The sequence below is a fragment of the Actinocorallia sp. API 0066 genome (assembly GCF_020991275.1).
Taxonomy (GTDB): domain Bacteria; phylum Actinomycetota; class Actinomycetes; order Streptosporangiales; family Streptosporangiaceae; genus Actinocorallia.
In genome coordinates, this window is sequence record NZ_JAJLQY010000002.1 from 607,278 (window position 1) to 631,450 (window position 24,173).

20 protein-coding genes and 1 pseudogene are annotated in these 24,173 nt (G+C 68.6%); 13 read left to right on the forward strand and 8 right to left on the reverse strand.

The annotated features are described in order from the left end of the window. Positions 1-126: 126 nt before the first annotated feature. The 8 genes from fxlM (at position 127) to LO762_RS07620 (ending at position 8,463) form a co-directional block, all read left to right on the forward strand. A complete protein-coding gene (gene fxlM / locus LO762_RS07585; RefSeq protein ID WP_230613473.1) occupies positions 127-1,344 on the forward strand; it encodes a methyltransferase, FxLD system in 1,218 nt (405 codons plus the stop codon). Between the two features lie 49 nt (positions 1,345-1,393). Next, positions 1,394-1,558, forward strand: a complete 165-nt coding sequence (locus LO762_RS07590; protein ID WP_230613474.1) for an FxLD family lanthipeptide — start codon at positions 1,394-1,396, stop codon at positions 1,556-1,558. 79 nt (positions 1,559-1,637) lie between these two features. Beyond that, on the forward strand, positions 1,638-4,697 hold the full coding sequence (locus LO762_RS07595; RefSeq protein WP_230613478.1) for a lantibiotic dehydratase: 3,060 nt from the start codon (positions 1,638-1,640) through the stop codon (positions 4,695-4,697). Further along, a complete protein-coding gene (locus LO762_RS07600; protein WP_230613479.1) occupies positions 4,694-5,815 on the forward strand; it encodes a lanthionine synthetase C family protein in 1,122 nt (373 codons plus the stop codon). Before LO762_RS07595 ends, LO762_RS07600 begins: the two co-directional genes overlap by 4 nt. Beyond that, positions 5,797-6,747, forward strand: a complete 951-nt coding sequence (locus LO762_RS07605) for a thiopeptide-type bacteriocin biosynthesis protein (protein WP_230613483.1) — start codon at positions 5,797-5,799, stop codon at positions 6,745-6,747. The genes LO762_RS07600 and LO762_RS07605 overlap by 19 nt, the downstream gene beginning before the upstream one ends. Positions 6,748-6,762: 15 nt before the next feature. Then, entirely contained in the window at positions 6,763-7,878 is a 1,116-nt protein-coding gene (locus tag LO762_RS07610) for a hypothetical protein (protein WP_230613485.1), read from the forward strand. 60 nt (positions 7,879-7,938) lie between these two features. Further along, the gene (locus tag LO762_RS07615) at positions 7,939-8,268 is read left to right on the forward strand and encodes a helix-turn-helix transcriptional regulator (protein WP_230613486.1); all 330 of its coding nucleotides are present in this window, start codon (positions 7,939-7,941) and stop codon (positions 8,266-8,268) included. A 24-nt stretch (positions 8,269-8,292) separates the two neighbouring features. Continuing rightward, a complete protein-coding gene (locus LO762_RS07620) occupies positions 8,293-8,463 on the forward strand; it encodes a DUF397 domain-containing protein (RefSeq protein WP_230613488.1) in 171 nt (56 codons plus the stop codon). Between the two features lie 494 nt (positions 8,464-8,957). Here LO762_RS07620 and LO762_RS07625 read toward each other — a convergent pair whose 3' ends face one another. From LO762_RS07625 to LO762_RS33855, 3 genes and pseudogenes are all read right to left on the reverse strand, one after another. Further along, entirely contained in the window at positions 8,958-9,476 is a 519-nt protein-coding gene (locus LO762_RS07625) for a hypothetical protein (protein WP_230613489.1), read from the reverse strand. Between the two features lie 28 nt (positions 9,477-9,504). Next, positions 9,505-10,110: pseudogene (locus LO762_RS07630) on the reverse strand (transposase family protein). 89 nt (positions 10,111-10,199) lie between these two features. Beyond that, entirely contained in the window at positions 10,200-10,907 is a 708-nt protein-coding gene (locus tag LO762_RS33855; RefSeq protein ID WP_374201543.1) for a M24 family metallopeptidase, read from the reverse strand. A 188-nt stretch (positions 10,908-11,095) separates the two neighbouring features. On the opposite strand from LO762_RS33855, the gene LO762_RS07640 reads away from it, so the two are divergent. The 4 genes from LO762_RS07640 (at position 11,096) to LO762_RS07655 (ending at position 17,085) form a co-directional block, all read left to right on the forward strand. Further along, positions 11,096-15,223 carry a bifunctional nitrate reductase/sulfite reductase flavoprotein subunit alpha gene (locus LO762_RS07640; protein WP_230613493.1) on the forward strand — a complete coding sequence of 1,376 codons (4,128 nt, stop codon included), beginning with the start codon at positions 11,096-11,098 and terminating at the stop codon, positions 15,221-15,223. Positions 15,224-15,804: 581 nt separating this feature from the next. Beyond that, entirely contained in the window at positions 15,805-16,089 is a 285-nt protein-coding gene (locus LO762_RS07645) for a hypothetical protein (protein WP_230613495.1), read from the forward strand. Positions 16,090-16,147: 58 nt separating this feature from the next. Further along, positions 16,148-16,846, forward strand: coding sequence for a MerR family transcriptional regulator (locus LO762_RS07650; RefSeq protein ID WP_230613618.1), 699 nt, complete (start codon positions 16,148-16,150; stop codon positions 16,844-16,846). 17 nt (positions 16,847-16,863) lie between these two features. Further along, positions 16,864-17,085, forward strand: a complete 222-nt coding sequence (locus LO762_RS07655) for a hypothetical protein (RefSeq protein ID WP_230613497.1) — start codon at positions 16,864-16,866, stop codon at positions 17,083-17,085. Between the two features lie 93 nt (positions 17,086-17,178). Here the strand turns inward: LO762_RS07655 and LO762_RS07660 are convergent, their stop codons facing one another. The 5 genes from LO762_RS07660 to LO762_RS07680 form a co-directional block, all read right to left on the reverse strand. Beyond that, complete coding sequence (locus LO762_RS07660; protein ID WP_374201538.1) at positions 17,179-17,673, reverse strand: DM13 domain-containing protein; 495 nt, start codon at positions 17,671-17,673, stop codon at positions 17,179-17,181. A gap of 365 nt (positions 17,674-18,038) precedes the next feature. Further along, on the reverse strand, positions 18,039-18,797 hold the full coding sequence (locus LO762_RS07665; RefSeq protein ID WP_230613500.1) for an alpha-ketoglutarate-dependent dioxygenase AlkB: 759 nt from the start codon (positions 18,795-18,797) through the stop codon (positions 18,039-18,041). Beyond that, a complete protein-coding gene (locus LO762_RS07670; protein ID WP_230613502.1) occupies positions 18,790-19,998 on the reverse strand; it encodes a hypothetical protein in 1,209 nt (402 codons plus the stop codon). Before LO762_RS07670 ends, LO762_RS07665 begins: the two co-directional genes overlap by 8 nt. Positions 19,999-20,055: 57 nt before the next feature. Next, positions 20,056-22,056, reverse strand: coding sequence for a carbamoyltransferase C-terminal domain-containing protein (locus LO762_RS07675; RefSeq protein WP_230613505.1), 2,001 nt, complete (start codon positions 22,054-22,056; stop codon positions 20,056-20,058). After that, on the reverse strand, positions 22,050-23,072 hold the full coding sequence (locus tag LO762_RS07680; protein WP_230613507.1) for a bifunctional 2-polyprenyl-6-hydroxyphenol methylase/3-demethylubiquinol 3-O-methyltransferase UbiG: 1,023 nt from the start codon (positions 23,070-23,072) through the stop codon (positions 22,050-22,052). The genes LO762_RS07675 and LO762_RS07680 overlap by 7 nt, the downstream gene beginning before the upstream one ends. A 230-nt stretch (positions 23,073-23,302) precedes the next feature. On the opposite strand from LO762_RS07680, the gene LO762_RS07685 reads away from it, so the two are divergent. Beyond that, positions 23,303-24,148, forward strand: a complete 846-nt coding sequence (locus LO762_RS07685; RefSeq protein WP_230613509.1) for an SDR family NAD(P)-dependent oxidoreductase — start codon at positions 23,303-23,305, stop codon at positions 24,146-24,148. Positions 24,149-24,173 lie beyond the last annotated feature (25 nt).

Consider the following 24,173-nt stretch of genomic DNA (forward strand, 5'->3'; position numbering starts at 1 on the left):
GGAAGAACTACGAAGAACTACCCGGTGGTCGGACAGGATGGTGCGGCGACCACGAGTAACCGGGCAGAAGCACGTGGGCTTTGAATGCACGTCCACACCCCATTGGCGATCAAAGGAGATCCACAGATGATGGTCGATACCGACGAGGCAATGCGTGCCCGACAGGAGATGACCGACACACTCGTCGGCCGCGGCGTGATCACCGACTCTCGGGTCGAGGCCGCGTTTCGCGCCGTGCCCCGTGAGGCGTTCGTGCCGAAGGGCACGAGTGTGGAAGCGGCCTATAACCCCGACGCTGCGGTGTTCACCAAGACCGGGCCGCTCGGAGAGGTGTTGTCGTCGCTGTCGGCGCCGTTCATCCAGGCTCGACAGATCGAGCAGGCGGGGATCGGACCGGGTGACCGTGTCCTGGAGATCGGTTCCGGCGGGCTGAACGCGGCGCTGATCGCGGAAGTGGTCGGGTCAGGGGGCCGCGTCACCACTGTTGACATCGACCCGGACATCACCACCAGGGCCAGCGAAGTACTGGATGCCGCTGGGTACGGAGACCGAGTGGCGGTCCTGCTCGCCGACGCTGAGCACCCTATCCCCGACATCGGTGAGGTAGACGCGGTCATCGTCACCGTCGGCGCCTGGGATGTTTCTCCGGCCTGGACCGGCCACCTCAGCACGGGGGGCCGTTTGGTCGTCCCACTGCGGATGAACCAGGTGACACGGAGCGTCGGCTTCGCACGGGTGGGCGACCACTTCGAGAGCACGAGTTTGGAGGTGTGCGGATTCGTCCCGATGCAGGGCGACGGCGCGCACAACGAAAGGCTCTTCGAACTGCGCGATCCCAGAGGCGGGATCGTCAAGCTGTCGTTCGACACCACGGCGCCAAAGGACATGGGCGTGTTGGACGGCGTCTTGGGCAAGCAGCGCACTGAGCTGTGGTCAGGGGTCAAGATCGGCCGAGGTGCCTCTTTCGCGTCCCTTCACCTGTGGTTCGCGTCCTTCCTGCCGGGGTTCTGTCGGATAGGCGTCGGCCGGGACACGGAACTGGCCGAGGAGCAGCGGCGGTTCCCCTTCGGATCGGTAGCCGACGATGGGTCCTTCGCCTATCTCGCGTACCGGCCAGACCCCGGCGGTGACGGTGATGAGTTCGGCATCCGCGGCTGGGGAGAAGGCAAGGCCGGCGCGAACCTGGTCGCCCAGCTCCGGGCGTGGGACGCCGCAGGTCGCCCCGACCCCGACAGTGTCGCGTTCTGGCCCCATGGCAGCGATCACACCGCGATCGCGGCTGATGCGACCGTTCTGGAGAAGGCCCACGGCCTGGTCACGATCTCCTGGCCTGGGGTGCCGTAAGGCTCCACAGGCCAGGTGAACCCCCGAAACCGAGCAGAGGAGCACACCGATGAGCATCGCGAACGTCGAGAGCACGGTTGACGAAGAGTTCGTGTTGGACATGCGGGTCATGGAGACCATGGCCCCGCTGATGGTGGACTGCGACACCAGCGATGGCTGCGGCAGCACGTGCGAGACCAGCGCGTGCACCAGCGGGACAGCCAGCCCCGCCTGACCTCTTCTCCTGGTTCTTCCGCCGCGCAGGGCCGGGGCGGCGGAAGAACCGTCCTACACACCCCCTTTGGGAGTTTGTTGTGAAGACTCCTCGATCAACCCCGTTCCCCTTGGTCGCCTACTCCCACGACGGTTTCATCCTCGCCCGCGCGTCAACCGACCCCGGCACGCTCGATCTGCCTGACCTGGACCTGTCCGACCCGGCAGCGGTGGAGACGGATGGCCGCGCCTGGCTGGCCAAGGCATGGGAGCACCCGCAGTTCAGCGCGGCGGTGTCAGAGGCCAGCCCCGACCTGGTCGCCGCACTGGAACGCCTGACCCAAGGAGCCAGCGTTCGTGACACGCGCCGGTTGATCCTTTCCCTTGCGGGCTACCTGAAACGATGGCAAGGCCGCGCGACGCCCTTCGGCCTGTTCGCCGGCGTCGCAGCCGTCCGGATCGGCCGGGCCTCCGTCCGCTTCGGCCCAGACCACCGCTCGATCGTCCGCGCGGACTCCGCATGGCTGACCGACGTCGTCGCGCGGCTCAACGCGCACCGCACTCTGCGGAACCATCTGGCTGTCATCGCCGACGGCACGGCAACCATTCGTGACGGCCGTGTCGTCGTATCCCGCCGTGCCGGCACTGGCGAGCGGCTGCCCGGCCCTCTGCGGGCGGTGACCGTTCGCAGCACCCGCCCGGTGCGGGCCGCGCTGGCCGCCGCACGCACGCCGATCCCGTTCTCCGGGTTGGTGAGCGACCTCGAAGGCGCGTTTCCCGGAGCCACGCCCGCAGCGGTACACGGGATGTTGCACGGGCTCATCGACCAGGGTGCCCTCATCACCAACCTCCACCCGACCATGGCGGCCGTTGACGGACTCGCCCATCTCATCGGCGTCCTCCGTCAAGCGCTTTACGGGTCTGCGGACATTCCGCCCGGCTTGAGCGATGTCGTCTCGCTTCTCACCAGGCTCGAAGCCGTTCACGCCCGCATCCGCGCGCATAACGCCGGAGACGACGGTGCAGCCGACCAGGCCATCGCGGCGATGGCGTCGATCGGGGCCGAGTCGCGGTCGTGTCTGGCCCACGATGTACGGCTCGACGCCGACATGGCGATCCCCTCCTGCGTCGTAGCTGAGGCCGAACGTGCCGCCGGGATCCTGCTGCGGATGGTTCGACGCCCTTTCGGGGCGAGTGCGTGGCTGGACTACCACACTGAGTTCCGTACGCGGTACGGTCCGGGCGCGCTGGTGCCGGTGGCCGAGCTGGTGTCAGACAGCGGGCTCGGCTACCCCTCGGGTTACCTGGGGTCAACGAAGGCCCGGCCGAGCTGGCGGACGATCACCGAACGGGACGCTGCCCTGCTCCACCTGATCGAGCGCGCCCACCTGGACCACGCGCCTGAGATCGTCCTGACCGATACCGACATCGACGCCCTCACGGTCGGGAACCCCGCTGAGGTCATACCGCCCGACCGCGTCGAAATCGCGTTCGCGCTGCACGCGGCCGACACCGCGGCGATCGACAGCGGCGACTTCCGGCTGCGCATCACCGGTGCCGCGCGGGTTCCCACGAGCATGACCGGCCGGTTCGTCCACCTCCTGGACGAAGCCGACCAAGCCCGGTTCGCCAAGGGGTTTCCTGACGCCACCGGCGAGGCCCTCTCCGTGCAGCTCGTCTTCCCGCCGCGGCGCCCTCGCAATGAGAACGTCACCCGCACCCCCGCCTTCCTGCCTGACCTCGTCACGCTCGCCGACCATCCCGGCGCCACGGAGGGGGAGGTGATCAGTGTGGAGGATTTGGCGGTCACCGCCGACGCCGTGCAGATGTATCTGGTGCACATCCCCACCGGCGAGCGCGTCGTGCCGCGAATCCCGCATGCCCTTGAACTGACCGTCCAGACTCCGCCGCTCGCCCGATTCCTGGCCGAGGTCGCCGACGCCCGCACCGCCGCGCTCTCACCCTTCGACGCGGGGGTGGCCCGCAACCTGAAATACCTCCCACAGATCCGCCACGGCCGGACGGTCCTGATGCCGGCCCGCTGGATCCTGGAAGCCAGCGACCTGGACGACCTCGAAGCATGGCGGCGCACGTGGCGGATCCCTGACCGGGTCATCGTGGACACCGGCCGCCAGCGTCTGCCGCTCGACCTGGCCCGCCCGCTCGACCGGGCCTTGCTCGCAGCCCAGTTGCGGAACAAGGCGCGGATCGAGGTGCTGGCAGACGCAGGAGAAGACGCTTTCGGTTGGTCCGGGGGGCGCCCGGTCGAGTTCGTCATACCGATGCGGACCCCGGTGTCCAGGCCGCTGCCCGCGATGGCACCACCTGGCCGGGCTCACCTACCGGGCTCTGGCCTCGTCACGGTCGCTCGCCTATCCGGAAATCCCGCCCGGTTCGACGACATTATCGTCGGGCATTTGTCCGCCCTCATATCTGGTCTGGAAGGACTCGTTCTGTGGTGGACGACCCGTACCCGCGACCTGATTCGCGTGGAAGCCGACCACCATCTGGAAGTCACCATCCGACTGCTCGATCAAGACACATGGGGACAGGTCGCCTGTGCCTTCGGCGAGTTCGCATGCACGCTCACCGACGCAGGGCTGCCCGGCCAGCTCACTTTCACCCCGTTCCACGAGCAGAACGGCCGGTACGGGACCGGGCCCGCGTGGGAGGCCGCCGAGCGGGTGTTCGCCGCTGACACCCGTGCCGCAGTCGCTCAGCTCCGCACAGTCCGTGACGGCGGCCTGCCGCCGCAGGCTTTGGCCGCCGCCTCGATGGCGCGTCTTGCCGCCGGGTTCGCGCCCGATCCGGCCTCCGGGTACGAGAGGTTGATCGCGGCGCTCCCGCGTGGAGGCCACCACGCTCCTGTTGATCGTGCGATGGTCGCCGAAGTGCATCGGCTGGCCGACCCCGACGGGTCGGCCGTTCGCGCTCTGCCGGGCGGGGAGGATCTCGCGTCGGCGTGGGTGGCTCGTGACGAAGCCCTGGCGCGCTACCACCGAGAGCTGTCGGCGCAGCGCGAGCCTGGCGCGGTGCTGCGGAGCCTGCTGCACGAGCATCATCGTCGTGCCGTGGTGGTGGATCCCGAGGTCGAGAAGGACACCGGGCGGCTCGCCCGCGCCGCCGCGATGCGGCTCCTTGCCCTGGAAGGGCGGCGATGACGGTCAGCTCGCAGTCCCTCGCCCACGGCGCGGCGGGACGCGCTTTGGTCGAGGTGGAGCGAGCACTCAACGGCACAGGCGGGTGGGGTGAGGCGAAGGCCGCTGTGCAGGAAGCGGCGCGGACCGTCCACGCCAGCCCGGATGACTGCCTGTACTTCGGGGCCCCCGCTGTGACGTTCCTGCTGACGTGCGCCAGCGCCGATGGCCGCCCGCGCTTCGCCCAAGCCGCCCGCGCCCTTGACGGCCATGTCCGCGCCGCCGCTCGCCGCAAACTCACCGGCTTCGCCGATGGCCGTGTCGCCTTCGTTGACTACGACCTGTTCCGCGGGTTGGTCGGCCTCGGCGCGCTACTGCTGGCCCGCGCTCCTGACGGCGATGAACTCGGCGAAATCCTGGTGCGGCTGGTCGCGCTCACCTTGCCGCTCGACCGCGATGGGCGGACGATGCCGGGCTGGTGGGTGGACCATGACCCCGACCCTCTCCTTCCTACACCGGGCGGCCACGCCAATCTCGGAGTAGCTCACGGCGCCGCCGGGATCCTCGCCCTCCTGTCCCTCGCAGCCCGCGCCGGACGCTCCGTCCCAGGGCAGGATGCCGCGATCGCCCGTCTCTTGGAGGTCTACGACCGGTGGCAGCAGGACGGCCCCGACGGACCGTGGTGGCCGCAATGGCTCACCCGCGACGACCTGCTCGGCGGAAGGCTCGCCTTCGCCAAGGGGCCCGGACGCCCGTCGTGGTGCTATGGAGCGGTGGGGATAGCGCGAGCCGTCCAGCTCGGCGCCATCGCGACCGGCGACTACGCCCGGCAGGAGGCGGCCGAAGCGGCTCTCGCCGCGAACCTGTGCGACCGGCAGCTCGACCGGCTCGACGGCCACGGCCTGTGCCACGGCATCGCCGGGGTCTACCAGACCGCCGCCCGCGCCGCCCTGGACGCCCGCACGCCCGCCCTCGGATCTCGGCTGCCCGCCCTGGCCGCGCGCCTGCCCGACCCCCGCGACCCCACGCACACCGACGACGGCCTCCTGACCGGCAGCGCCGGAATCACCCTGGCCGTCCAGACCGCCCGCCGCTCCGCCCCTCCCGCCTCGAACTGGGACCGATGCCTCCTCATCACCTGACGACGAAGGCCGATCACGTCGGCCAGGCCGTGCGCGCCGTTCTGTCCGGCGCTGACCTCGCCGCGACAGCCGCCGCGCACGACCTCCACCCGGCTGACCTCGATGAGGCCACAGCCCTCTACCACGCAGCCGGGACCGCAGCCCTGGTGCAGACCGCCGACACCTGGCTCCAAGTCATGGTCCATTGGACCGACTGGGCCAGTGCCGAAACCGTCGGCGCGCACCGGCTCGGGCCCCGCCTGGACGACCTGGTCGCGCGCGGCCGCGTCGGCGGCTGGTGGTTCCTGCGCAAACACCCTTGCTGGCGGGTCCGCCTCCACGAGGCCGACCAGGACGCGGTCGCGATGGTCCTGGACGAGCTGGCGGACGACGGGATCCTCCGCTGGCGGCGCACCCTGTACGAGCCGGAGACCGTCGCGTTCGGCGGGACGGGCGCCACGGACATCGTCCACGACCTGTTCTGCGGGGACTCGGCCGGAGCCCTGGACTACCTGCGGCACCCCGCCCTGGACCTCGGTCGCCGCGAGGTATCCCTCCTCCTGCTCAACGGACTGCTCCAAGCCGCCAAGCTGGACGCCTTCGAGCGCGGGGACGTCTTCGCCCGCATCGCCCGGATGAGACCGGCGCCACCCCCCGAGGCCGACCTCGCCACGCTCACCGGCCACGCGCGGACCCTCCTGTCGATCCCCGATCTGCCCACCAGCCCGCTGTTCACCGCCGGAGGGCCAGCCGACCACGCCGCCCCGTGGCTCGCCGCCCACACCCGCGCGGGCCGCCGCCTCGCCGAAGCCGCTTCCGACGGGAGGCTGGAACGCGGGCTGCGCGCCATCCTGTCCCACATCGTGATCTTCCACTGGAACCGCCTCGGACTGTCCGCCGAGCGGCAAGGCGTCCTCGCCCACGCCGCGACCGCCGCACTGCTGCCCGACTGAACCCTGGACCAGCCCATGCACCCAGCGCTCGACCACGAACGCCTGCCGTTCCCCCTCATCGGCTGGGGAAGACCGCCCTGCACCCCGCTACCCCAGCGCCTCGACGAGATCGTCCAAGGGGCCGCCGCAGCCCACGAGTCCGGCGCCGACGCCCTCCACCACGCCGCACACGCCCTCAACAAAGCAGCCCTGCTCGCCTCCGACACCGGCCTGCCCGACCTGGCGACCGACCTGTGCTGGCGGCACATCAACGCCTACCGCACCCCCGGCCACCCCCTCACCGTCCACCAAGCCCGCTACCAGCTCGAACCCGTCATCAACCTCGCCCGGCTCCGGATGCGCGCCGCCGACGGGCAAGCCGCCCTCGACCTGTTCACCGCCCTCTACCGAGCCGCTGCCGACCGCCACGATCTTGCCGTGGACGGTCGGCTCATCCCCCTCACCGGCCTCACCGGTACCGCCGCCGAATACCGCGAGCTCGTTCAATCCCTGTGGCTCCAGCTCGTCGGCGACGGCGTTCGCGCCCTCACCTCCGCGGGCCGCTGGGACGACGCCGTCGCCCACGCCCGCTCCTATCGGGGCATCGGGCTGCACCCCCGGGAAGGCCGCCAAGCACTGATCGTCTCCCACTTCCTGGTCGGCGGGAAAGACCAAGCGCACGCGGCGCTCGCCCAGACCATCGCCACCGAACCTTGGGAACGCATCGTCCTTGCCTGCCTGACTCTCCTGGTAGCCGACCCCGGCAGCAGCACCGCCCGAACAGCCGTAAGCGACGCCGCCACCGCGCTCGCCGACCACCCGACCGATCCCATCTTCGTCGTCTTCCGCATCCGAGCCGCCCTGGCCGCCGCCGCCCTGGCCGAACCCACGGCCCCCATCATCGCCACCAGTCTCCGATCCCGAGCAGCCAACGACGCCGCCCGGACTGGCGACGGCTACGCCGCCCGCGAAGTCCTGCGCCGCCACCACACCGCACCGTTCCTGTCCACAAGGCAGGCCGACCACTTGGACGACCTCACCCGAACAGCCGGCCTCGGAGCCGGATCCCTCGACCAGCAGCTGCACGACCGCCTGCTCGCCACGGCAAGATCCGCCGAGACGCTGATCTCCACAAGAGCACTCGTGAGCTGATGACCTTTCGGGGCTCGAAAGCAGGATGTCGGCGTAACGCCCAGTCAGTTCTCTGCCGACATGGTCCATCATATCGATCTGCGGTTCTTCCGGGAGAGAGCGGGCATGTCCCTGGCCGACATGGCGAAGGTGCTGGGCTGCCAGCGGACCGCTGTATCGAACTACGAGCACGCGCGAGAGGGCTGGAACCTCCAGCAGCGGCACGCGGAGGCGTTGGACGACTTCTTCCAACTGCCGAACCACTTCCAGTGGCTCCTTCAGCAGGCGCGCGGGCAGGAGGCGGAGGACTGGTTCGCTGAGCACCTGTCCAGGGAGCAGACCGCCTCCCAGATCAGCCTTGCGGGGCTGGGGCAGGTGCCCGGCCTCTTCCAAACCGATCCCGAGAGATAATCATCGCGACTTTGGAGGCCCACAATGAATCGTGACTGGTTCAAGCGCAGCTACAGCCAGGGCGACAACACCGACTGCGTCGAAGCCGCCTTCGACGGCCCCCTACGCCTCCTCCGAGACAGCAAGAACCCCCACTCCGGCCACCTCACCCTCCCGGCAAGCGCCTACCGAACCTTCATCGAAGGTCTGAAGTAAAAACACGCTTCGCCTGGCCAGGTCACTGCCAAGGCACCCGGTGAAATCACAGATCCGGCAACTTCAGATGACGATCTAACGCGGCCCTGCACTCATCGCCACCAGAGTAAGGTTCCAGACCTCTGGGACCTTTTCAATTAATGGACCGTACACAGAACGGGTCTGACGCTGGAACCTTGACTAATCCACGATCTCTATTCTGACGGCGGCGGTTGTAGATTCCGCGTCGGACTGGATAATGGCATCCCCGCTGAGCAGACAGTCCGCTAGCCGTGGACACAGATTCTTCCTTGATCAATCCGCGGTTGTTAGTCAAAAGTGTGTCCATGCTGTGCAGGCGAAGCTCACTGGTCCAACTGGGCTACCCGGCTGACCCGCCGCTGAAAAAGCAGCGTTGTTCGGGTCTCGATACGACCCGAACAACATCACGAGAGATCGAGGCCAAGGATATCACCCAGGACACCACCTCGGGTAAGGCCTCGACTAGTCTAACTTCACTCTTTCGGAACTTTTGTGGGAAACGACTCGAACCGTAGATAAACTTTCGGGTCGGAAGGATTCGAGCCAGCCTCCAGAACGATGGTTCGATCGGCAGTGGACTTCACCCCGATGATGTCTTCGACAGACCATTTTCTAAACTCTTTAGGGTTGGGCTTCTCCCAGGGTGGAGTCTTGAAACCCTGAGTGGCCTGCCCAAGTGTGACTCCTGGATTCATCACGACATAGAGCGCGGGTTCTTCGACCCCGTCATCACATTGATCGACCGGCTCGATCGCTTGAATCAGATTCTTGTCAATGTCTGGTAGTACTTCGTCTTTCATGAAGGCGATAATGTCTTCCGCACGTGAGCTGCACTGGCCAGTGGCAAGGGAAAGCAGGTCGGAGCATCCGGAAATCCCTGCTAGCAAGAAGACTAGTCCAACGAGGGTAGTTGTTTTCATCTCTACTCCGAGCGCATTCCTTGGATACCGATAGTTACGGCGCGCTCCGCTCGCGGGGTGAAGCGCGCCCATTCGGGAAATGTACTAGACTGAGGTGATCTCAGCGAGTTTCGGGTAGGTGGCGGTGTTCGAAGTGGGTGAGGACGAGGGCTGCGCGGGTGATGTCGCTGATTCTGCTGGGGCTGGCGGTGATGTGCCGCAGGGTGCGCCATCGGGTCTTGAGCAGGGCGAATCCTCGTTCGCCGAGGCAGCGCAAACAGCGTAGGAGCCGGTTGTGGGTGCGGTTGTCGATGCTGAGGGTCTAGCCGTCAGAAGGGTTTTTGATGGGGGTGAGGACGCCGATTCCGGTGCCTTCGTAGCCGCCGTCGGCGAGTGTGGGCAGGCCGTCGGCTGCGGCTTTGTAGAGGGCGCCGAGCAGGTGGGTGCGGGCGGCGGTCAGGTCGTGGACGGAGCCAGGTTCGGCGTCGGAGACCCATAGCGGCAGGCCGGTCGGGGAGGACAGGGCCTGGACGTTGCCGGCATGGTGGTGGGCTTTGCCGGAGTACCGCAGGTCGATCGGCTCGCCTTTGACGCTGGTGGTCTGTTCGGCGCATCGGTCGGTGGGGATGAGGTCGGTGAGGTTCTCAACACAGGGCGCTACCAAGCCTCTGGCATGACCGAGTCCTGGGGGCGGTGAGGTTTCAACGACCGCTTCGAAAGGGCTCACGGAGAGTTCGGTGTCGGTTATTTGGGTGGGTGTGGGGTGGTGGGGGGCTGGGTGTGGTGGGTGGAGTTGCTTTTGTCTGCTGGTGGTTGTTAGTCGAGGTCGAGGAGTTGTTCGTGGAAGCCGCCGAAGGCGTGGGTTGGGGTGGTCAGGTGGATTTCGAGGATCCAGTGGCAGGTGAGGCCCAGGTGGTCGGTGCGGCGGAGGGGGGTGGTGTTGCCGGGGGCGATGTAGGAGTCGAGGTTGGTGGTGGTGATCTTGTTGTGGGGGAATTCGCCGATGAGGTGGCCGGCGTGTTCGCCGCCCAGGGTCCAGCCGGCGGCACGGGCGAGGCGGTCGATCTCGGCGTGGAGACGGGCGCCCGTGATGGCGGGGTCGGCGGCGAACAGGCGGCGGCCGGCGTCGAAGATGACGGGCAGGTCGGCGGCGAGCCGGTGCTTGACGGGGTCGTCGCCGAGGACGTAGGTGCGGCCCAGGTCGGCTTCGAAGTCCTGGAAAACGGGTCCGAAGTCGGCGAAAACGATGTCGTCATCCTGGATCGTGCGGTCCGGCGGGTTCTCCTGGTAGGGGAAGAGGGTGTGGGGGCCCGAGCGGACGATGCGCTTGTGCCAGTGGCGGGTGGTGCCGAATCTAGCCGGAATCCGGGCAGCGCGTCGGGACGGCCGTCGAGTTCGCGCCCGAATCTGGCCTTCTGTACCTGTGGCAGCCGCAGGGTTCCGTAGGAGAACAGGAGATGGTCGGACATGGCAACCCCCGGATGGTTCGGCACCGCGGAACGCAAGGGTATCAAGTACGTAAATTCAAGAGATAAGCACCCATAAACCTCGCATATGCCAGCCTATAACGCTAAAAAGGCTGGATTCTGCGATGGTAACTCGGCGTCGGAGGGGATGTGCGGGAGGTGAAACATCGGAGGCTGTCCCGCGTCACCGTCGTGTTACAGCTGTTTCTTACGGTCGACGCCGGTCTCTGTCGGGGAGGAAGCGTCATGGCCGCGGGAAGCGATCAGCCGGGCAAGTCGCAGGTCCGCACCGTCTGCTCCTATTGCGGAGTGGGCTGCGGCATCGTCCTGGACGTCGAGACGGGGCCGGACGGGCGGCGGACCGTCCGCAAGGCGTCAGGAGACAAAGAGCACCCGGCGAATTTCGGGAAGCTGTGCACCAAGGGCGCCACGACCGCGGAGATGCTGGCGGCGCCGGGCCGGCTCACCACCGCGCTGATCCGCGCGGAGCGGGGAGCGGCGCCCATACCGGCCGATCTGGACTCGGCGATCGCCGAGGCCGCCCACCGGTTCCGCGCCATCATCGACGAGCACGGTCCGGACTCCTTCGCGCTGTACGTCTCCGGCCAGATGAGCCTGGAAGCCCAGTACCTGACGAACAAGCTCGCCAAGGGCTTCATCCGGACCAACCAGATCGAGTCGAACTCGCGGCTGTGCATGGCCAGCGCGGGCACCGGCTACAAACTGTCCCTCGGCGCGGACGGCCCGCCCGGCTCCTACCAGGACTTCGAGAAGGCCGATGTCTTCTTCGTCATCGGCGCGAACATGGCCGACTGCCATCCGATCCTGTTCCTACGCATGATGGAGCGGGTCAAGGCGGGCGCGAAACTCATCGTCGTCGACCCCCGCCGCAGCGCCACCGCCGACAAGGCCGACCTCTTCCTCCAGATCAAGCCCGGGGCCGACCTCGCCCTGCTCAACGGGCTGCTGCACCTGCTTGTGGAGAACGGGCACACCGACACCGAGTTCATCGCCGCGCACACCGAAGGGTGGGAGGCGCTGCCGGAGTTCCTCGCCGACTACCCGCCCGCCGTGGTCGCCGACCTCACCGGCATCCCCGAGCAGGACATCCGCACCGCCGCGCGGTGGATCGGCGAGGCGGGGGAGTGGATGTCCTGCTGGACGATGGGCCTCAACCAGTCGACCCACGGCACCTGGAACACCAACGCCCTGGTCAACCTGCACCTCGCCACCGGAGCGATCTGCCGACCCGGCAGCGGGCCGTTCTCGCTCACCGGGCAGCCCAACGCGATGGGCGGCCGGGAGATGGGATACATGGGCCCCGGTCTCCCCGGCCAGCGGTCCGTGCTGGTGGCCGACGACCGCGCCTTCATCGAGGACCTCTGGGACCTTCCCGCCGGGACGCTCCGCGAGGACGGCGTCGGCAAGGGCACCGTCGAGATGTTCGAGCGGATGGCCGAGGGCCGCATCAAGGCGTGCTGGATCATCTGCACCAATCCCGTCGCGTCCGTGGCCAACCGCAAGACCGTGATCGCGGGCCTGGAGACGGCCGAGTTCGTCGTCGCCCAGGACGTCTTCGCCGAAACCGAGACCAACGGCTACGCCGACGTGATCCTGCCGGGCGCCCTGTGGACCGAGACCGAGGGCGTCCTCATCAACAGCGAACGCAACCTCACCCTCGCCAAACCCGCGGTCGACCCGCCCGGCGAGGCCACGGCCGACTGGACGATCATCGCCAGGATCGCGCAGGCGATGGGCTACGTCGAGGCGTTCTCCTACACCAGCGCGGAGGAGATCTTCGAGGAGATCAAGAGGGCCCGCAACCCCAAGACCGGCTACGACCTGAGCGGTGTCACCTACGAGCGGCTGCGCGCGACGCCCGTCCAGTGGCCCGCGGCGCCCGGAGGCCCCGACCGCAACCCGATCCGCTATCTCGGTGCGGACGGGAAGCCGGTGTTTCCCACCGCGTCCGGTCGCGGGGTGTTCTTCGCCCGCCCGCACCAGCCCGCCCGCGAGATGCCGGACGACGACTACCCGTTCGCGCTCAACACGGGACGGCTCCAGCACCAGTGGCACACCCTCACCAAGACCGGAAAGGTCGGCAAGCTCAACAAACTCAACCCCGGCCCGTTCGTCGAGATCCACCCCGACGACGCCCGCGCGCTCGGCCTCGCCGACGACGACGCGGTCGAGGTCGCCTCACGCCGCGGCAAGGCGATCCTGCCGGCCGTCGTCACCGACCGGGTCCGGCCCGGCTGCTGCTTCGCCCCGTTCCACTGGAACGACCTGTTCGGCGAGTACCTGAGCGTCAACGCCGTCACCAACGACGCCGTCGACCCGCTGTCCTTCCAGCCGGAGTTCAAGGTCTGCGCCGTGTCACTCGCCAAGTCCGCCGTCGCCGTCGTGGTGGCCCAACCGCAGGAGGATCCCATCGAGACCGCTCCGGTACCCGCGCGGCAGGCGGCGCCGGTCGCCCTGGGAGTGGATCCGGTGCTCGCCGGGATCCTCGGCGTCGGCGACGTCCCGCAGCCCGTCCTCGACGAGCGTGAACGCCACTACCTCGCCGGGTTCCTCACCGGAATCGGACCGGAGGCGGCGGGCGTGCCGGTCCTGCCGTCCGGCGCGCCGCTCCGCCCCGAGCACGCGCTGTGGATCGACGGCCTCCTCGCCGGGAGGTTCTCCCGGACGGCGTCCGACGGCCCGATCGCGGCTCTCGCCGGTGCTCCGGCCGAGCGGTCCGGGCCCGACGCGCCCACGGCGGGCCGTGCGATCACCGTGCTGTGGGCGTCGCAGACGGGCAACGCCGAGGAGTTCGCGGCCGCCGCAGCACAGCGGCTCACCGCCGAAGGGCACCAGGTCACCCTGCTCGGCATGGACGACGCCGACCCGGCCGCGCTGCCGTCGTCCGACGCGCTGCTCATCACCAGCACCTTCGGCGACGGTGACGCTCCTGACAACGGCAGCGCCTTCTGGGACGCGCTCGCCGCGACCGAGGCACGCTTCGACCATCTCCGCTACTCCGTTCTGGCCTTCGGAGACTCCTCCTACGGGGATTTCTGCGGCCACGGCCGCCGCCTCGACCAGCGTCTCGAAGAACTCGGCGCCACCCGCCTGTCGCCCCGCGCCGACTGCGAACCCGAGTTCGAGACCACCGCCAACGCCTGGCTCGACCAGGTTCTCGGCTCCCTGACCGACGCCCCGCCCGCGACGTCGTCGGCGTCCGCCATGCCGCGCACCCCGCCGTCCGCCCCGGCGCGTACCGGCCCGACGGCCGTGGCCGCCCCGCTGGTCGGCAACCAACTCCTCAGCCTCCCCGGAGCCGCCAAGGAGGTCCGCCAGTTCACCTTCGACCTCACCGGCACTTCGCTCGACTACCAGGTCGGTGACGCGCTCAGCGTCCGGCCCGCCAACGACCTGGGCCTGGTCGCGGAGTGGCTCGAACTCACCGGCGTCGACGGGCAGACCCCGGTGGACCTCGACGGGCCCGGCACCGTCCCGTTCGGGGAGGCGTTGCATCTGCACCTCGACATCACCAAGATCACCACGGGGTTGCTCGGGTTCCTCGCCGACCGCACCGACGACCGCCTTCTGCGCAAACTGCTCCGCCCGGACAACAAGGGCGAACTCGCCCAATGGGTATGGGGTCGCCAGGCCGCCGACGTCCTCGCCGAACACCCCGTCGCCGCGACCGCACAGGAGTGGGCCACCACCCTCAAGAAGCTCCAGAACCGGATGTACTCCATCTCCTCAAGCCCCCGCACCGACCCGACCAAGGTCTCCCTGACCGTCTCCGTCGTCCGCTACGAGAGCGCCATCGGCCGCGCGCGCAAGGGCGTCTGCTCCGCCTTCCTCGCCGACGCGGACCCGGGCACACCCGTTCCCGTCCACGTCCAGCCCGCCCCCCACTTCCGTCCCCCGGCCGACCCCGACACGCCGATGATCATGATCGGCCCCGGCACCGGCGTCGCCCCCTTCATCGGCTTCCTGGACGACCGCCGCGCCCAGGGCCACCCCGCGCCCAACTGGTTGTTCTTCGGCGAACAGCACCAGGCCACCGACTTCTACTACCGTGACGACCTCACCGCGCTCCGCGACGACGGCATCCTGGACCGGCTCGACACCGCCTTCTCCCGCGACCAGCGCACCAAGATCTACGTCCAGGACCGCATGCGCGAACACGGCCACCGCCTGTGGGACTGGCTGGAGAACGGCGCCCACTTCTACGTCTGCGGAGACGCCTCACGCATGGCCAAGGACGTCGACCAGGCCCTCCGCGACATCATCACCACCCACGGCGGCCTCACCGACCACGCCACCGACGCCTACGTCAAACGGCTCTCCACCGAAAAACGCTACGTCCGCGACATCTACTGAACCCGGCGGTTCCAGCTCCGGTGCCCGACACCACAACGCTCCCGGTGCCTGGAGACGAGCGGGACGGCGGAGCGCTGTCGGCAGCCGCAGACCGCACGGACAGATGGATGTCCGTTCGCCGTGGCTTAGGCGGTCGCTCAGACGGTCTGGACGATGACCTCGGCGGAACCGTCCGGGTTCAACGGCGCCTTGCGGCCGGTGAGGGCGGGCCCTGGGTCGGCGGTGCGGGTGAACCGACAGCCCTGGGCAGGTGCCACGGGCCGGTACGGGTTGAGGTTGCATCCTGTACCTGGGTACAGGCTTACCGTCGTTGGTGAAGGGCTGCCGCAGGGGTGGCCGGGAGGGGGTTGGTGATGTGCGGACCTGGATGCGGGTGCGGCCCGGTTGCTGAGGAGGTGCCGGACGGAGCGGTGAAGGCGCGGCTGGACGCGTTGGCGGAGCCGTCCGCCGAAGGATCGAGCGGGCTGCGCCGACCTGGTGGTGCGCGCCCAGGTGGGCTGCTGTCCGATCCCCTTCACGTCTCTGGCGCGGCTCGAACGCCGTCCCGATCCTCTGGAGGGCCGCTCATGATGAGGAAGCCGGTGTCGTCGAAGGCGGGGGCGGGGGCGGGGTTGGGTGTGCTGGCGGTGCTCGCGTGCGTGGCGTGCTGCGCGTTGCCGGTCCTGATCGCGGCCGGGGTGGTGTCGGGTGCTGGTGCCGCTGTGCTGGTTGAGCGGATGCCGTTGGTCGCCGCGCTGCTGGGTGCGGCTGCCGTCGCGGTGTTCGCCCTGGCCGCCCGGCGCCGCAGGCACGCGACCGGCTGCGGTTGCGCTGGCACGCGCCAGGAAGAAGGCACGGCCTGCTCGTGCGCGGGTACCCGCCTCTGACCGGAGGGGTTTTGACCTTCGAGTCGGCTCGAAGGTTTAGCCTGTGCGTGTGGCCGCCATGAGGATTTCCCAGTTCGCGGAGCGCAGTGGGGTCCCGGCGACGACGTTGCGCTACTACGAGGCGGAAGGGCTGCTGCCCGCTGAACGTACTCCGTCGGGATACCGGATCTACCGGGTCGAGGCGCTGGAGCGGCTGGCGTTCATCGTCGCCGCCAAGCACCTCGGCCTCGCCCTGGAGGAGATCCGCGAACTGCTGACCGTCTGGCAGGACGGGCCGTGCTCCCAGGTCCGGGCCGCGTTGCGGCCGATGATCACCGCCCGTCTCCGCGACGCCGAGCACCGCGCCGCCCAACTGGAGGTCTTCGCCGCCTCGCTGCGCGACGCCCTGGCCCGCCTGGACGCCCTGCCGGACCGGCACACCTCGTGCGATCCGTCCTGCCCGTTCCTCACCGGCCAGACCATGCCGGACCCCACGAGCGCAGACCACTGGAGACAGGCTCTGGACGGCGCCTCACGCACCCCCGTCCCAGGCGGCTGGCGCTTCATCCTGCCCGCCGGGCGCGCCCCGGCCGTCGCCGAACTCGCGGTCGCGGAGCAGACCCGCCACCCCGCCCTGAACATAGGTCTCCACCTGCACGCCCCCCACCTGCACCTGGAGATCACCACCAACCCCGGGCACAACGACCTGATCGACGAACTGCTCGGCACCACCAGCCACCCACCTCCTGAAACACCCCGGACCAACCAGGACCACTGACCGTCGCCCCTTCCTCCGTGCTGTTCCCCGCCGCCGCCCTGTTCGAGATCGGCGCCTGCTCGGCCTCCAACCGGGCCAGCGACGACCCCAGATCGCCGTTCCGCACCGACACCATCGAGTCACTCACGCCGCACCCCTTCCGCCACCCGGACGAGGACGGGCCGTCCGCCCTCCTGGGAGGCGGGTCAAGACCCGAAGAGCCGCCTGCGGAGCGCGTCACAGCCGGGACGAATCCGTGAGAGCCAGGTTGCGCCCCGCCAGGCCAAAGCGACAACCGCCCCACCCGGGAGGGCGCGGCCCCTGCCGCGAGTGATGACACCGAGGTGCCGGGATCAGACGCGGGTGAGCGCTGCCGCGCCGAAGGAGACGTTGAACCGGTCGCACCAGATGCTGACGCTGGGGTAGTCCGACCAGTCGACGTCCGCGGGCAGGGGGTAGTTCTGGTTCCCCCGGTTGCCCTTCAGCTCGGCCAGGTTCACGTACTTCCCGTCGTCGAACACGTGCCAGCCCGCCCGGCCTTCGAGCACGGGCGCGTCGCTCAGCCAGACGCGCAGATCCGGCCCGTTGCTCGTTTCCAGCCCCTCCAGCCGCAGCGTGTGACTGCCGTCCGCGAGACGGATGATCTTCGCGGTGCCCTCGGTGGTGTGCTCGTGGCTGACGAAGGTCCCCCGGGCCACCGTGACGGGTCCTGCCGCCCCGGGGCTCAGCGTCGCGGTGGGAACGGCGACGGGCGGATCCTCCCGCACGGTCTCGTCCACCCAGAGCTTCCAGGGCTCGAACACCGCGAGCGCGCCCACCAGCAATGCCGCGCCGACGACTGACAACACGGCCATAACCCTACGGCGTTTCATCGGGCTGTTTTCTCCCTCGGGGGGCGATGCCTTGCGAGTGCGTGACGTCGGATGGTCCCGCAACGCTACGTCGAGCGATGAGGTTTCACCATCACGCCGGACTTGAACTAGATGTAGCTGACAAGGCCCGACTCCTGCGGGTTCCTCGGGCCGTCGGGACGACACGGCGCGTTGTCGACGGGATGACTCAGGATTGCTTCCGGTAGCGGCGCGCTATTTGCGTTTTCTGGTGATGTACCAGGTGCCGGCGATGGTGAGGAGGGCGAAGAGGTTGAGGCCGACGCCGAAGGTGACGAGGATCCAGATGCGTTCGTGGAGCTTGAGGTTGCCGCGGCTGCCGGTTAGGTGGGTGGTATTAGGTCGCTTTGGCTTAGGGTGTAGGTCAGGGGGGGATAGGTGAAGGTTGTTTCGGTGTTTTCGCGGCGGCGGAGGGTGTAGAGTTCTTGGCTCTGGTTGTTGTTGGCGAGGGTGAGGGGGGTGCCTTGGGGGAGGTGGGGGTGTTTGTTGTGGAACTGGATTAGGGTTTTTGAGGTTCGGAAGGTGAGGCCTAGCCATTGGTTGTTGGTCTGGACGGGTGGGGATAGGATGATCTTGTGTCGGAGTCTTTGGTTTGACTTGATGGAGAATATGATGACGCTGTTGTGGGTTAGGGGGACAGTGAACTGCTCTCCGGTGGGTTCCTTGGGTTCGAAGATTAGTTTTCTTGGTGGGGATGCTTCGGGGTGTGAGTAGCAGGAGAAGACGGCGATGAACGAATCGTCGGCCAGATCCAGGGCCTGGTCGGAATGGCTGCCCATGGTTCGGTAAGTGTCGGTGTAGTTCTCGATTAGGGCGTTGTTGAAACTGGCGGGGAGTCCGGCGTGTGTTTGGATTTGTTGTGCCAGGCGTTCGTGTATCGGGCGGAAACGCTGGGTCGGGTTGTTGTACCGGGTGGTGGTGCGGACTAGGGGCACGTTGCCGGTCTCGTCGATTCGGGTGAGTACCGCGCCTCGGCGGCCTTTTCCTACGTCTTCTAGATGGGCCGACGTGGATAGTTCTGCGAAGAGATCCTCGTTGGTCGGCAGTGCGTAGGAGAGGATCTCGTCCCGGAGGTTAGGCACGGGGGGCAAGGTAGTCGCCCTCGTTCATGCTGAAGAGGAACTCCTCGCCGTAGTCGATGAACGACGAGTTCCGGTTCTCCTCGGCGTACAGCGCGCGTAGCCGGTCCATTCCCGCCTGTGTGGGCGGTGCGAGTTCCACCAGATCGCCGGCCGTGTTGAGGAACGTGCGGCCGTTGCGGTGGACGGCTTCCGCCTTTGAACAGCGCACGACGTATCCCAGGCGGACGGGGAGTGACTCGGCGGCCAGGGTCGAGGGCCGGATCTCGTGGGTGTACAGGCGGTTGGTGGACAGCGGCATGAAGAACACGGAGCCGGGATAGAGGGTCAGGGTGAACTGCGCGGGGAGCCCATTGTGTTCTCCGGCCGGGTCCTTGAGGCGGAAGCGGAGGCTGGTCAGTCCGCTGGTGCCCTGAATTCCGTGGTCGAAGGTGTCTTCGGCCATGGGCCGCAGCCTGTCGAGTCCTTCGTAGAAGGTGCAGAACGCCATGATGCCGTTGGCGGGCATGTCCTTGGTCTTGTCGGCGTGAGACGAGATCTTGGCTTTGGACTGCTTGCGTTCCGCCGTGGCCGGCGTGTTGTGGTAGATCTGCGCGAGGACGTGGTTCAGCGGCGCCTGGTCCCGGAAGACGGCGGCGGCCTCCTGGTTGAGGGCGTCGACGATGGACGTGTCGGTCGCGCGGAAGCCCTCGGTCGGGCCCGAGAGATTGGTGGAGCACCGGAGCAGCCGGAAACGCAGGTCGTCGCCGTCCCGCGTGACGGGCGTCAGATAGATTCCGCTGCGATGCGCGGTTCCGGGTTTGGTGGACTCGGTGAGCGACTGGAACTCGTGCTCCTCGCTGATCCGTTTGAAGTACCCGTCGTCGAGGTCGAAGAAGCGGCGGTAGTACACGCCGAGGCCGTGCACGCGGACGGGAACCCTGCCGAGATCGACGAGAATCCACGGGTCGTCCGCGCGATGGCCGTGGGAAAGCTCCCGGACGACGAACACCCGCGCGGCCGCCGACAGATGGCCGCCGCTGATTCTGGAGATGTCGCCGCACAGGTAGACGTTCTTGTGGGCGAGGTCGAGTGAACCGGACGCGAGGTCCTCGGGCGTGACGACGGTCCCGAAGAAGTCCCTGACCGCGTCGTCGTCGTGCGACGTCGAAGGCGCGACCAGGATGTTGCGCGAGTCCTCGACCCAAGCCTCTGTGATGTCCATCGAATCGCGCCCGTCACTCGTACTCTCGGATACGCGAACGTTACCAGACACGCATGTTTATTTGACGTGGGGGCGCAGGGCGATGAGGCGGGCTTGCCACAGCCTGAGGAGTTCGGCCCTGAGGTCGTCGGTCAGTTCGGCTTCGCGGGCGGAGAGGGGGACGGATTCGTCCACCCGCTGGAGAAGGTTGTACATCTCGGGGGAGATCGCTGTTCTCGGGCCGTCCACATAATCCAGGTGGATCTCGTGGGTCGCGGAGTCCGCGGGCGCTCCCGGGGTCCGGTGTTCGGTGAGGCGGGCCGTCGGGGGGAAATGGATGGTCAGGTGGTCGATTCCGGGGGGCGTGGAGGTGCGGTGGATGAGGAAGTCCTCGATGACGACGTAGTCCAGGTCGGTGGTGAGGTAACAGGTGAGGATGTCGTCGACGGTCTGGACGATGGGTTCGGCGTTGTTGTTGAAGGAGGTGTTCAGGAGGACGGGCGTGCCGGTCAGGGCCCCGAAGGCGGAGATCAGTCGGTGGTATCTGCTGCTGGTTTCCTCGTCCACTACCTGGAGGCGGGCGGTGCCGTCGACGTGGGTGACGGCGCCCAGTTCCGCTCGCCGTTCCTCGCGGACGGGGAGGACGAAGGACATGAACGAGTAGTCCGCGGTCGTGTCGGGGAACGCGAAGTAGGTGGGGGCGGCGTCGGCGGTGACGGCCGGGGCGAACGGGCGGTAGGACTCGCGGTTCTTGATCATCTTGTTGATTCGCGTCTGGTTGCCCGGGGGGCGCGGGTCGGCCAGGATGCTGCGGTTGCCGAGCGCGCGGGGCCCGAACTCGGAGCGGCCCTGCGCCCAGCCCAGGACGTGTCCGTCGGCCAGGAGCCGGGCGGCGCGCGTGACGATGTCGTCGACGCGTTCGACGCGGACGCAGGGGCCCCAGGCGCTGATCCGCCGCTCGATCTCGGTGGGCGAGCCGAGTCCGGGGCCGAAGTCGGCGCGGCGCAGGCGACGCCGGGGGAGGGGTGCTCCGGTCAGCCGCCGCTCGGCGAACAGCGCGGCGCCCTCGGCCGCTCCGGCGTCGTGGGAGGCGGGGTGGACGTACACCTCGTCGAAGAGTCCGGAGCGCAGAATGCGGCCGTTGAGGCTTGAGTTGTGGGCGACACCGCCGCTGAGGACGGCGTCGCGGACGCCCGTCGCGCTGACCCAGTGCCGCAGCACGTGCAGGACGATGTTCTCCAGCGTCTCCTGGAGCCCCGCCGCCAGGTCCATGTGGTCCTGGGTGAACGGCTGTCCGCCGCGCCTGGGCGGGACGCCCCTGGCGAGGAACGCCGGGCCCAGGACGTTCTGGCCGGGGCCGCCGGGCGCGAGGTCGAAGTCCCCGTCGGGACGCAGCGTGTACAGCGACTCGAAGACCTCACGGAAAGTCTCGGCGCGGCCGTACGGGGCGAGCCCCATGACCTTGTACTCGTCGCCGAACCCGTAGCCGAGCTGCATCGTGCCGTACAGGTACAGGTAGCCGAGCGACTTGGAGAAGGGATAGTCGGCGAGGCGCTTCAGTTCGCCGTCCTTGCCGAAGTAGACGCTGATGCATTCTTCCTCGCCCTGGCCGTCCACGACGAAGACGAGCGCTTCGTTCATTCCGGAGCGGGCATAGGCGGACGTCCCGTGTGTGGTGTGGTGCGGTGCGAAGTGCAGTTCGTCGGCGCGGAGTCCGGTGCCGTACTGTTCCTCGAACCATCCGCTGATCAGTTCCCGCGCGTAACGCGTCGGTGTCCGCCGGTGTTGCAGGTAGAGGTGGTTGAGTGAGTCGTCCACGAACTTCTCGGTGAAGTAGTAGCCGACCGCGTCGATCTCCCGGACCGAACGTCCGGCGAGTTCCAGGCAGGCGCGAATGGCGTGCGCCGGGAACTTCGTCGTCTTCTTGATGCGGTTGAACCGCTCCTCCTCCGCCGCGGCCAGGAGGACGCCGTCCTCGACCAGGCAGGCGGCGGCGTCATGGAAGTCGCCCCAGTGGAGCTGCGGGACGAGGTCGCGGTCCGCGGGGGAGAAGTTGCCGCTGAGGCCGAGTGTCAGCATGGCGTCGCCTTTCCGATCGTCTCGCGGGGCCGGTCGAGGGTGCGCACGCGGCGGCGGTGCTCGGGGCTGAGCCGGTCGTAGGCGCCCGGCGCCCAGGCCAGCAGGAGGAGGCCGGTGGGCCTGGTCACCAGCTCGGCGGCCCGCCAGCGCGGTTCCAGGGGCAGTTCCCGGTACAGCTCGGCGACGGTGCCGTCGGTGGTGTGGTCGCCGATGTCGAACACGGGGAGGCCGTCGACGCCGTCGATCTCGAAGGACGTGAGCGCGCGGTCGGGCACCGACATCCCGGCGAGCTGCACGTGCCGCCACCCGCCCTGACGCAGCAGGTCGAGCATCTCCGCCAGCCGGTACTCGCGTACGTACGGGGTCAGGAGGGCGTCGGCGAGGATGGAGTCGTAGGCGGCGGGGGAGATGTCGCCGAAGTCGTGCCGTTCGTCGATGTACCAGTCCTCGTTCAGCGACGGGCAGACGCGCTTGGCGAGGTCGAGGCGCCGGTCCGGGGGCAGGTCGCGGCCCAGGGTGAGGACGAGTTCACGCTGGAGGCTCTCGTTCATGGTGCCGATGCTGTTGTACAGCCACAGGATCAGCAGTCCGGTGTCCGCGAGGGCCGAGCGAAGGTTGGCCAGGGCCGGGAGCGGGTCGGGGATGTGGTGGAGGACGCCGCAGCACCAGATGAGGTCGTACGGGCCGTCGAGGGGTGCCGTGCCGAGGTCGCCCTGCCGGACCGTGGCGTTCGTGACGCCCGTCTCGGCGAGGTAGTGGCGGGCCAGGTCGAGCGCGCCGGGGGCGAGGTCGATCCCGGTGACGTGCGCGTCGGGGAACTCTCCGGCCAGGCCGAGGAGCCGGTTCCCGGTGCCGCAGCCCGCGTCGAGGACGCGCCATCCCGACGGGTCGAGCCCGTGGAATCGGATGAGGCCCCCGATGGCCTCCATTCCGCTCGACGGATGCGCGGCGTCCGGGAGCGGAAAGGGAAATCGTGTGTAGTGCTCGGCCACCTCGGATGAGACATCGTGCAGCATTTCCGGAATCCCCTCCCCGTCGCCGCGCTCGGCGGTCTCCGACAGTAGGCCGCCGGTCGGTACATCACGGCGGCGTGTTCGGCCTTTGGCGCGTTCTTGGGAACGCGGGAAAGCTCTTTTGGCAGACGCCGCGAGGAACATCGACGCGCCGAACCCGGCGTCCCCGTGACTCGGCGTGTCCCTTCCTACGCTGGTCGTGATCATGGAAGTCGGCGCGGGGAGGGGTTCTGATGCGCGGTGGGACGGTGGTCGAGCGGTTCGGGCTCGCGGGGCGGAGGGCGCTCGTCACGGGCGCGTCGCGGGGCATCGGCCGGGCCGTCGCGGTGGCGTTCGCGGAGGCGGGGGCCGACGTGGCGCTCGCCGCGCGGGACGTGGAGGCGCTCAAGCGGGTGGCCGAAGAGGTCGAGGGCCACGGTCGGAGCGCCGTCGTGATCGACTGCGACCTCGCCGACTCCGCGCGGGCCGAGGCGATGGTGAAGGCCGCGGTGGACGGCCTCGGCGGGCTCGACGTGCTGGTCAACAACGCGGGGGTGATGCGCTGCGTGGGCCCGTTCACCGACCTGGACGAGGCCGACTGGGCCGCGACCCTGGGCGTGAACGTCGGCGGCGCGGTCGCGACGTGCCGGGCCGCCGCGCCGTTTCTGGCGGCGGGCGGCGCGGGCTCGGTCGTCAACGTCGCGTCCATCATGGGCCTGGGCGGCATGCCGTTCGCGGCGAGTTACGCGGTCAGCAAGGCGGCGCTGATCTCCCTCTCGCAGGCACTGGCGATGGAGTGGGCGGCGCACGGCGTGCGGGTCAACGCGCTGGCCCCGGGGTGGACGCACACCGCCAAGACCGACGCCGTCAGCGGCGACCCGGCGGCCTTCGACGTCGCGGTGGCGTCCGTCCCGGCCGGACGCTGGGCGGACCCGGACGAGATCGCCGCGGCCGCGCTCTTCCTGGCCTCCGACGCCGCCTCCTACGTCACCGGGCAGTGCCTCGCGGTGGACGGCGGCTGGAGCGTCGATCTCGCCGGTCCCGGACTGCGCGGGATGCTCGCCGCGCTGGGCGGCCGGACGCCGGTCGGCGACGGCTGACGCGCGGCGGGGCGGACCGGAAAGG

What these genes read in the sequence shown, in the direction of transcription:
- fxlM (WP_230613473.1), top strand. Translation starts at nt 127, where the DNA reads ATGATGGTCGATACCGACGAGGCAATGCGTGCCCGACAGGAGATGACC.
- LO762_RS07590 (WP_230613474.1), top strand. Translation starts at nt 1,394, where the DNA reads ATGAGCATCGCGAACGTCGAGAGCACGGTTGACGAAGAGTTCGTGTTG.
- LO762_RS07600 (WP_230613479.1), top strand. Translation starts at nt 4,694, where the DNA reads ATGACGGTCAGCTCGCAGTCCCTCGCCCACGGCGCGGCGGGACGCGCT.
- LO762_RS07605 (WP_230613483.1), top strand. Translation starts at nt 5,797, where the DNA reads ATGCCTCCTCATCACCTGACGACGAAGGCCGATCACGTCGGCCAGGCC.
- LO762_RS07610 (WP_230613485.1), top strand. Translation starts at nt 6,763, where the DNA reads ATGCACCCAGCGCTCGACCACGAACGCCTGCCGTTCCCCCTCATCGGC.
- LO762_RS07615 (WP_230613486.1), top strand. Translation starts at nt 7,939, where the DNA reads ATGGTCCATCATATCGATCTGCGGTTCTTCCGGGAGAGAGCGGGCATG.
- LO762_RS07620 (WP_230613488.1), top strand. Translation starts at nt 8,293, where the DNA reads ATGAATCGTGACTGGTTCAAGCGCAGCTACAGCCAGGGCGACAACACC.
- LO762_RS07625 (WP_230613489.1), bottom strand. Translation starts at nt 9,476, where the DNA reads ATGGGCGCGCTTCACCCCGCGAGCGGAGCGCGCCGTAACTATCGGTAT.
- LO762_RS07640 (WP_230613493.1), top strand. Translation starts at nt 11,096, where the DNA reads ATGGCCGCGGGAAGCGATCAGCCGGGCAAGTCGCAGGTCCGCACCGTC.
- LO762_RS07650 (WP_230613618.1), top strand. Translation starts at nt 16,148, where the DNA reads ATGAGGATTTCCCAGTTCGCGGAGCGCAGTGGGGTCCCGGCGACGACG.
- LO762_RS07670 (WP_230613502.1), bottom strand. Translation starts at nt 19,998, where the DNA reads ATGGACATCACAGAGGCTTGGGTCGAGGACTCGCGCAACATCCTGGTC.
- LO762_RS07675 (WP_230613505.1), bottom strand. Translation starts at nt 22,056, where the DNA reads ATGCTGACACTCGGCCTCAGCGGCAACTTCTCCCCCGCGGACCGCGAC.
- LO762_RS07680 (WP_230613507.1), bottom strand. Translation starts at nt 23,072, where the DNA reads ATGCTGCACGATGTCTCATCCGAGGTGGCCGAGCACTACACACGATTT.
- LO762_RS07685 (WP_230613509.1), top strand. Translation starts at nt 23,303, where the DNA reads ATGCGCGGTGGGACGGTGGTCGAGCGGTTCGGGCTCGCGGGGCGGAGG.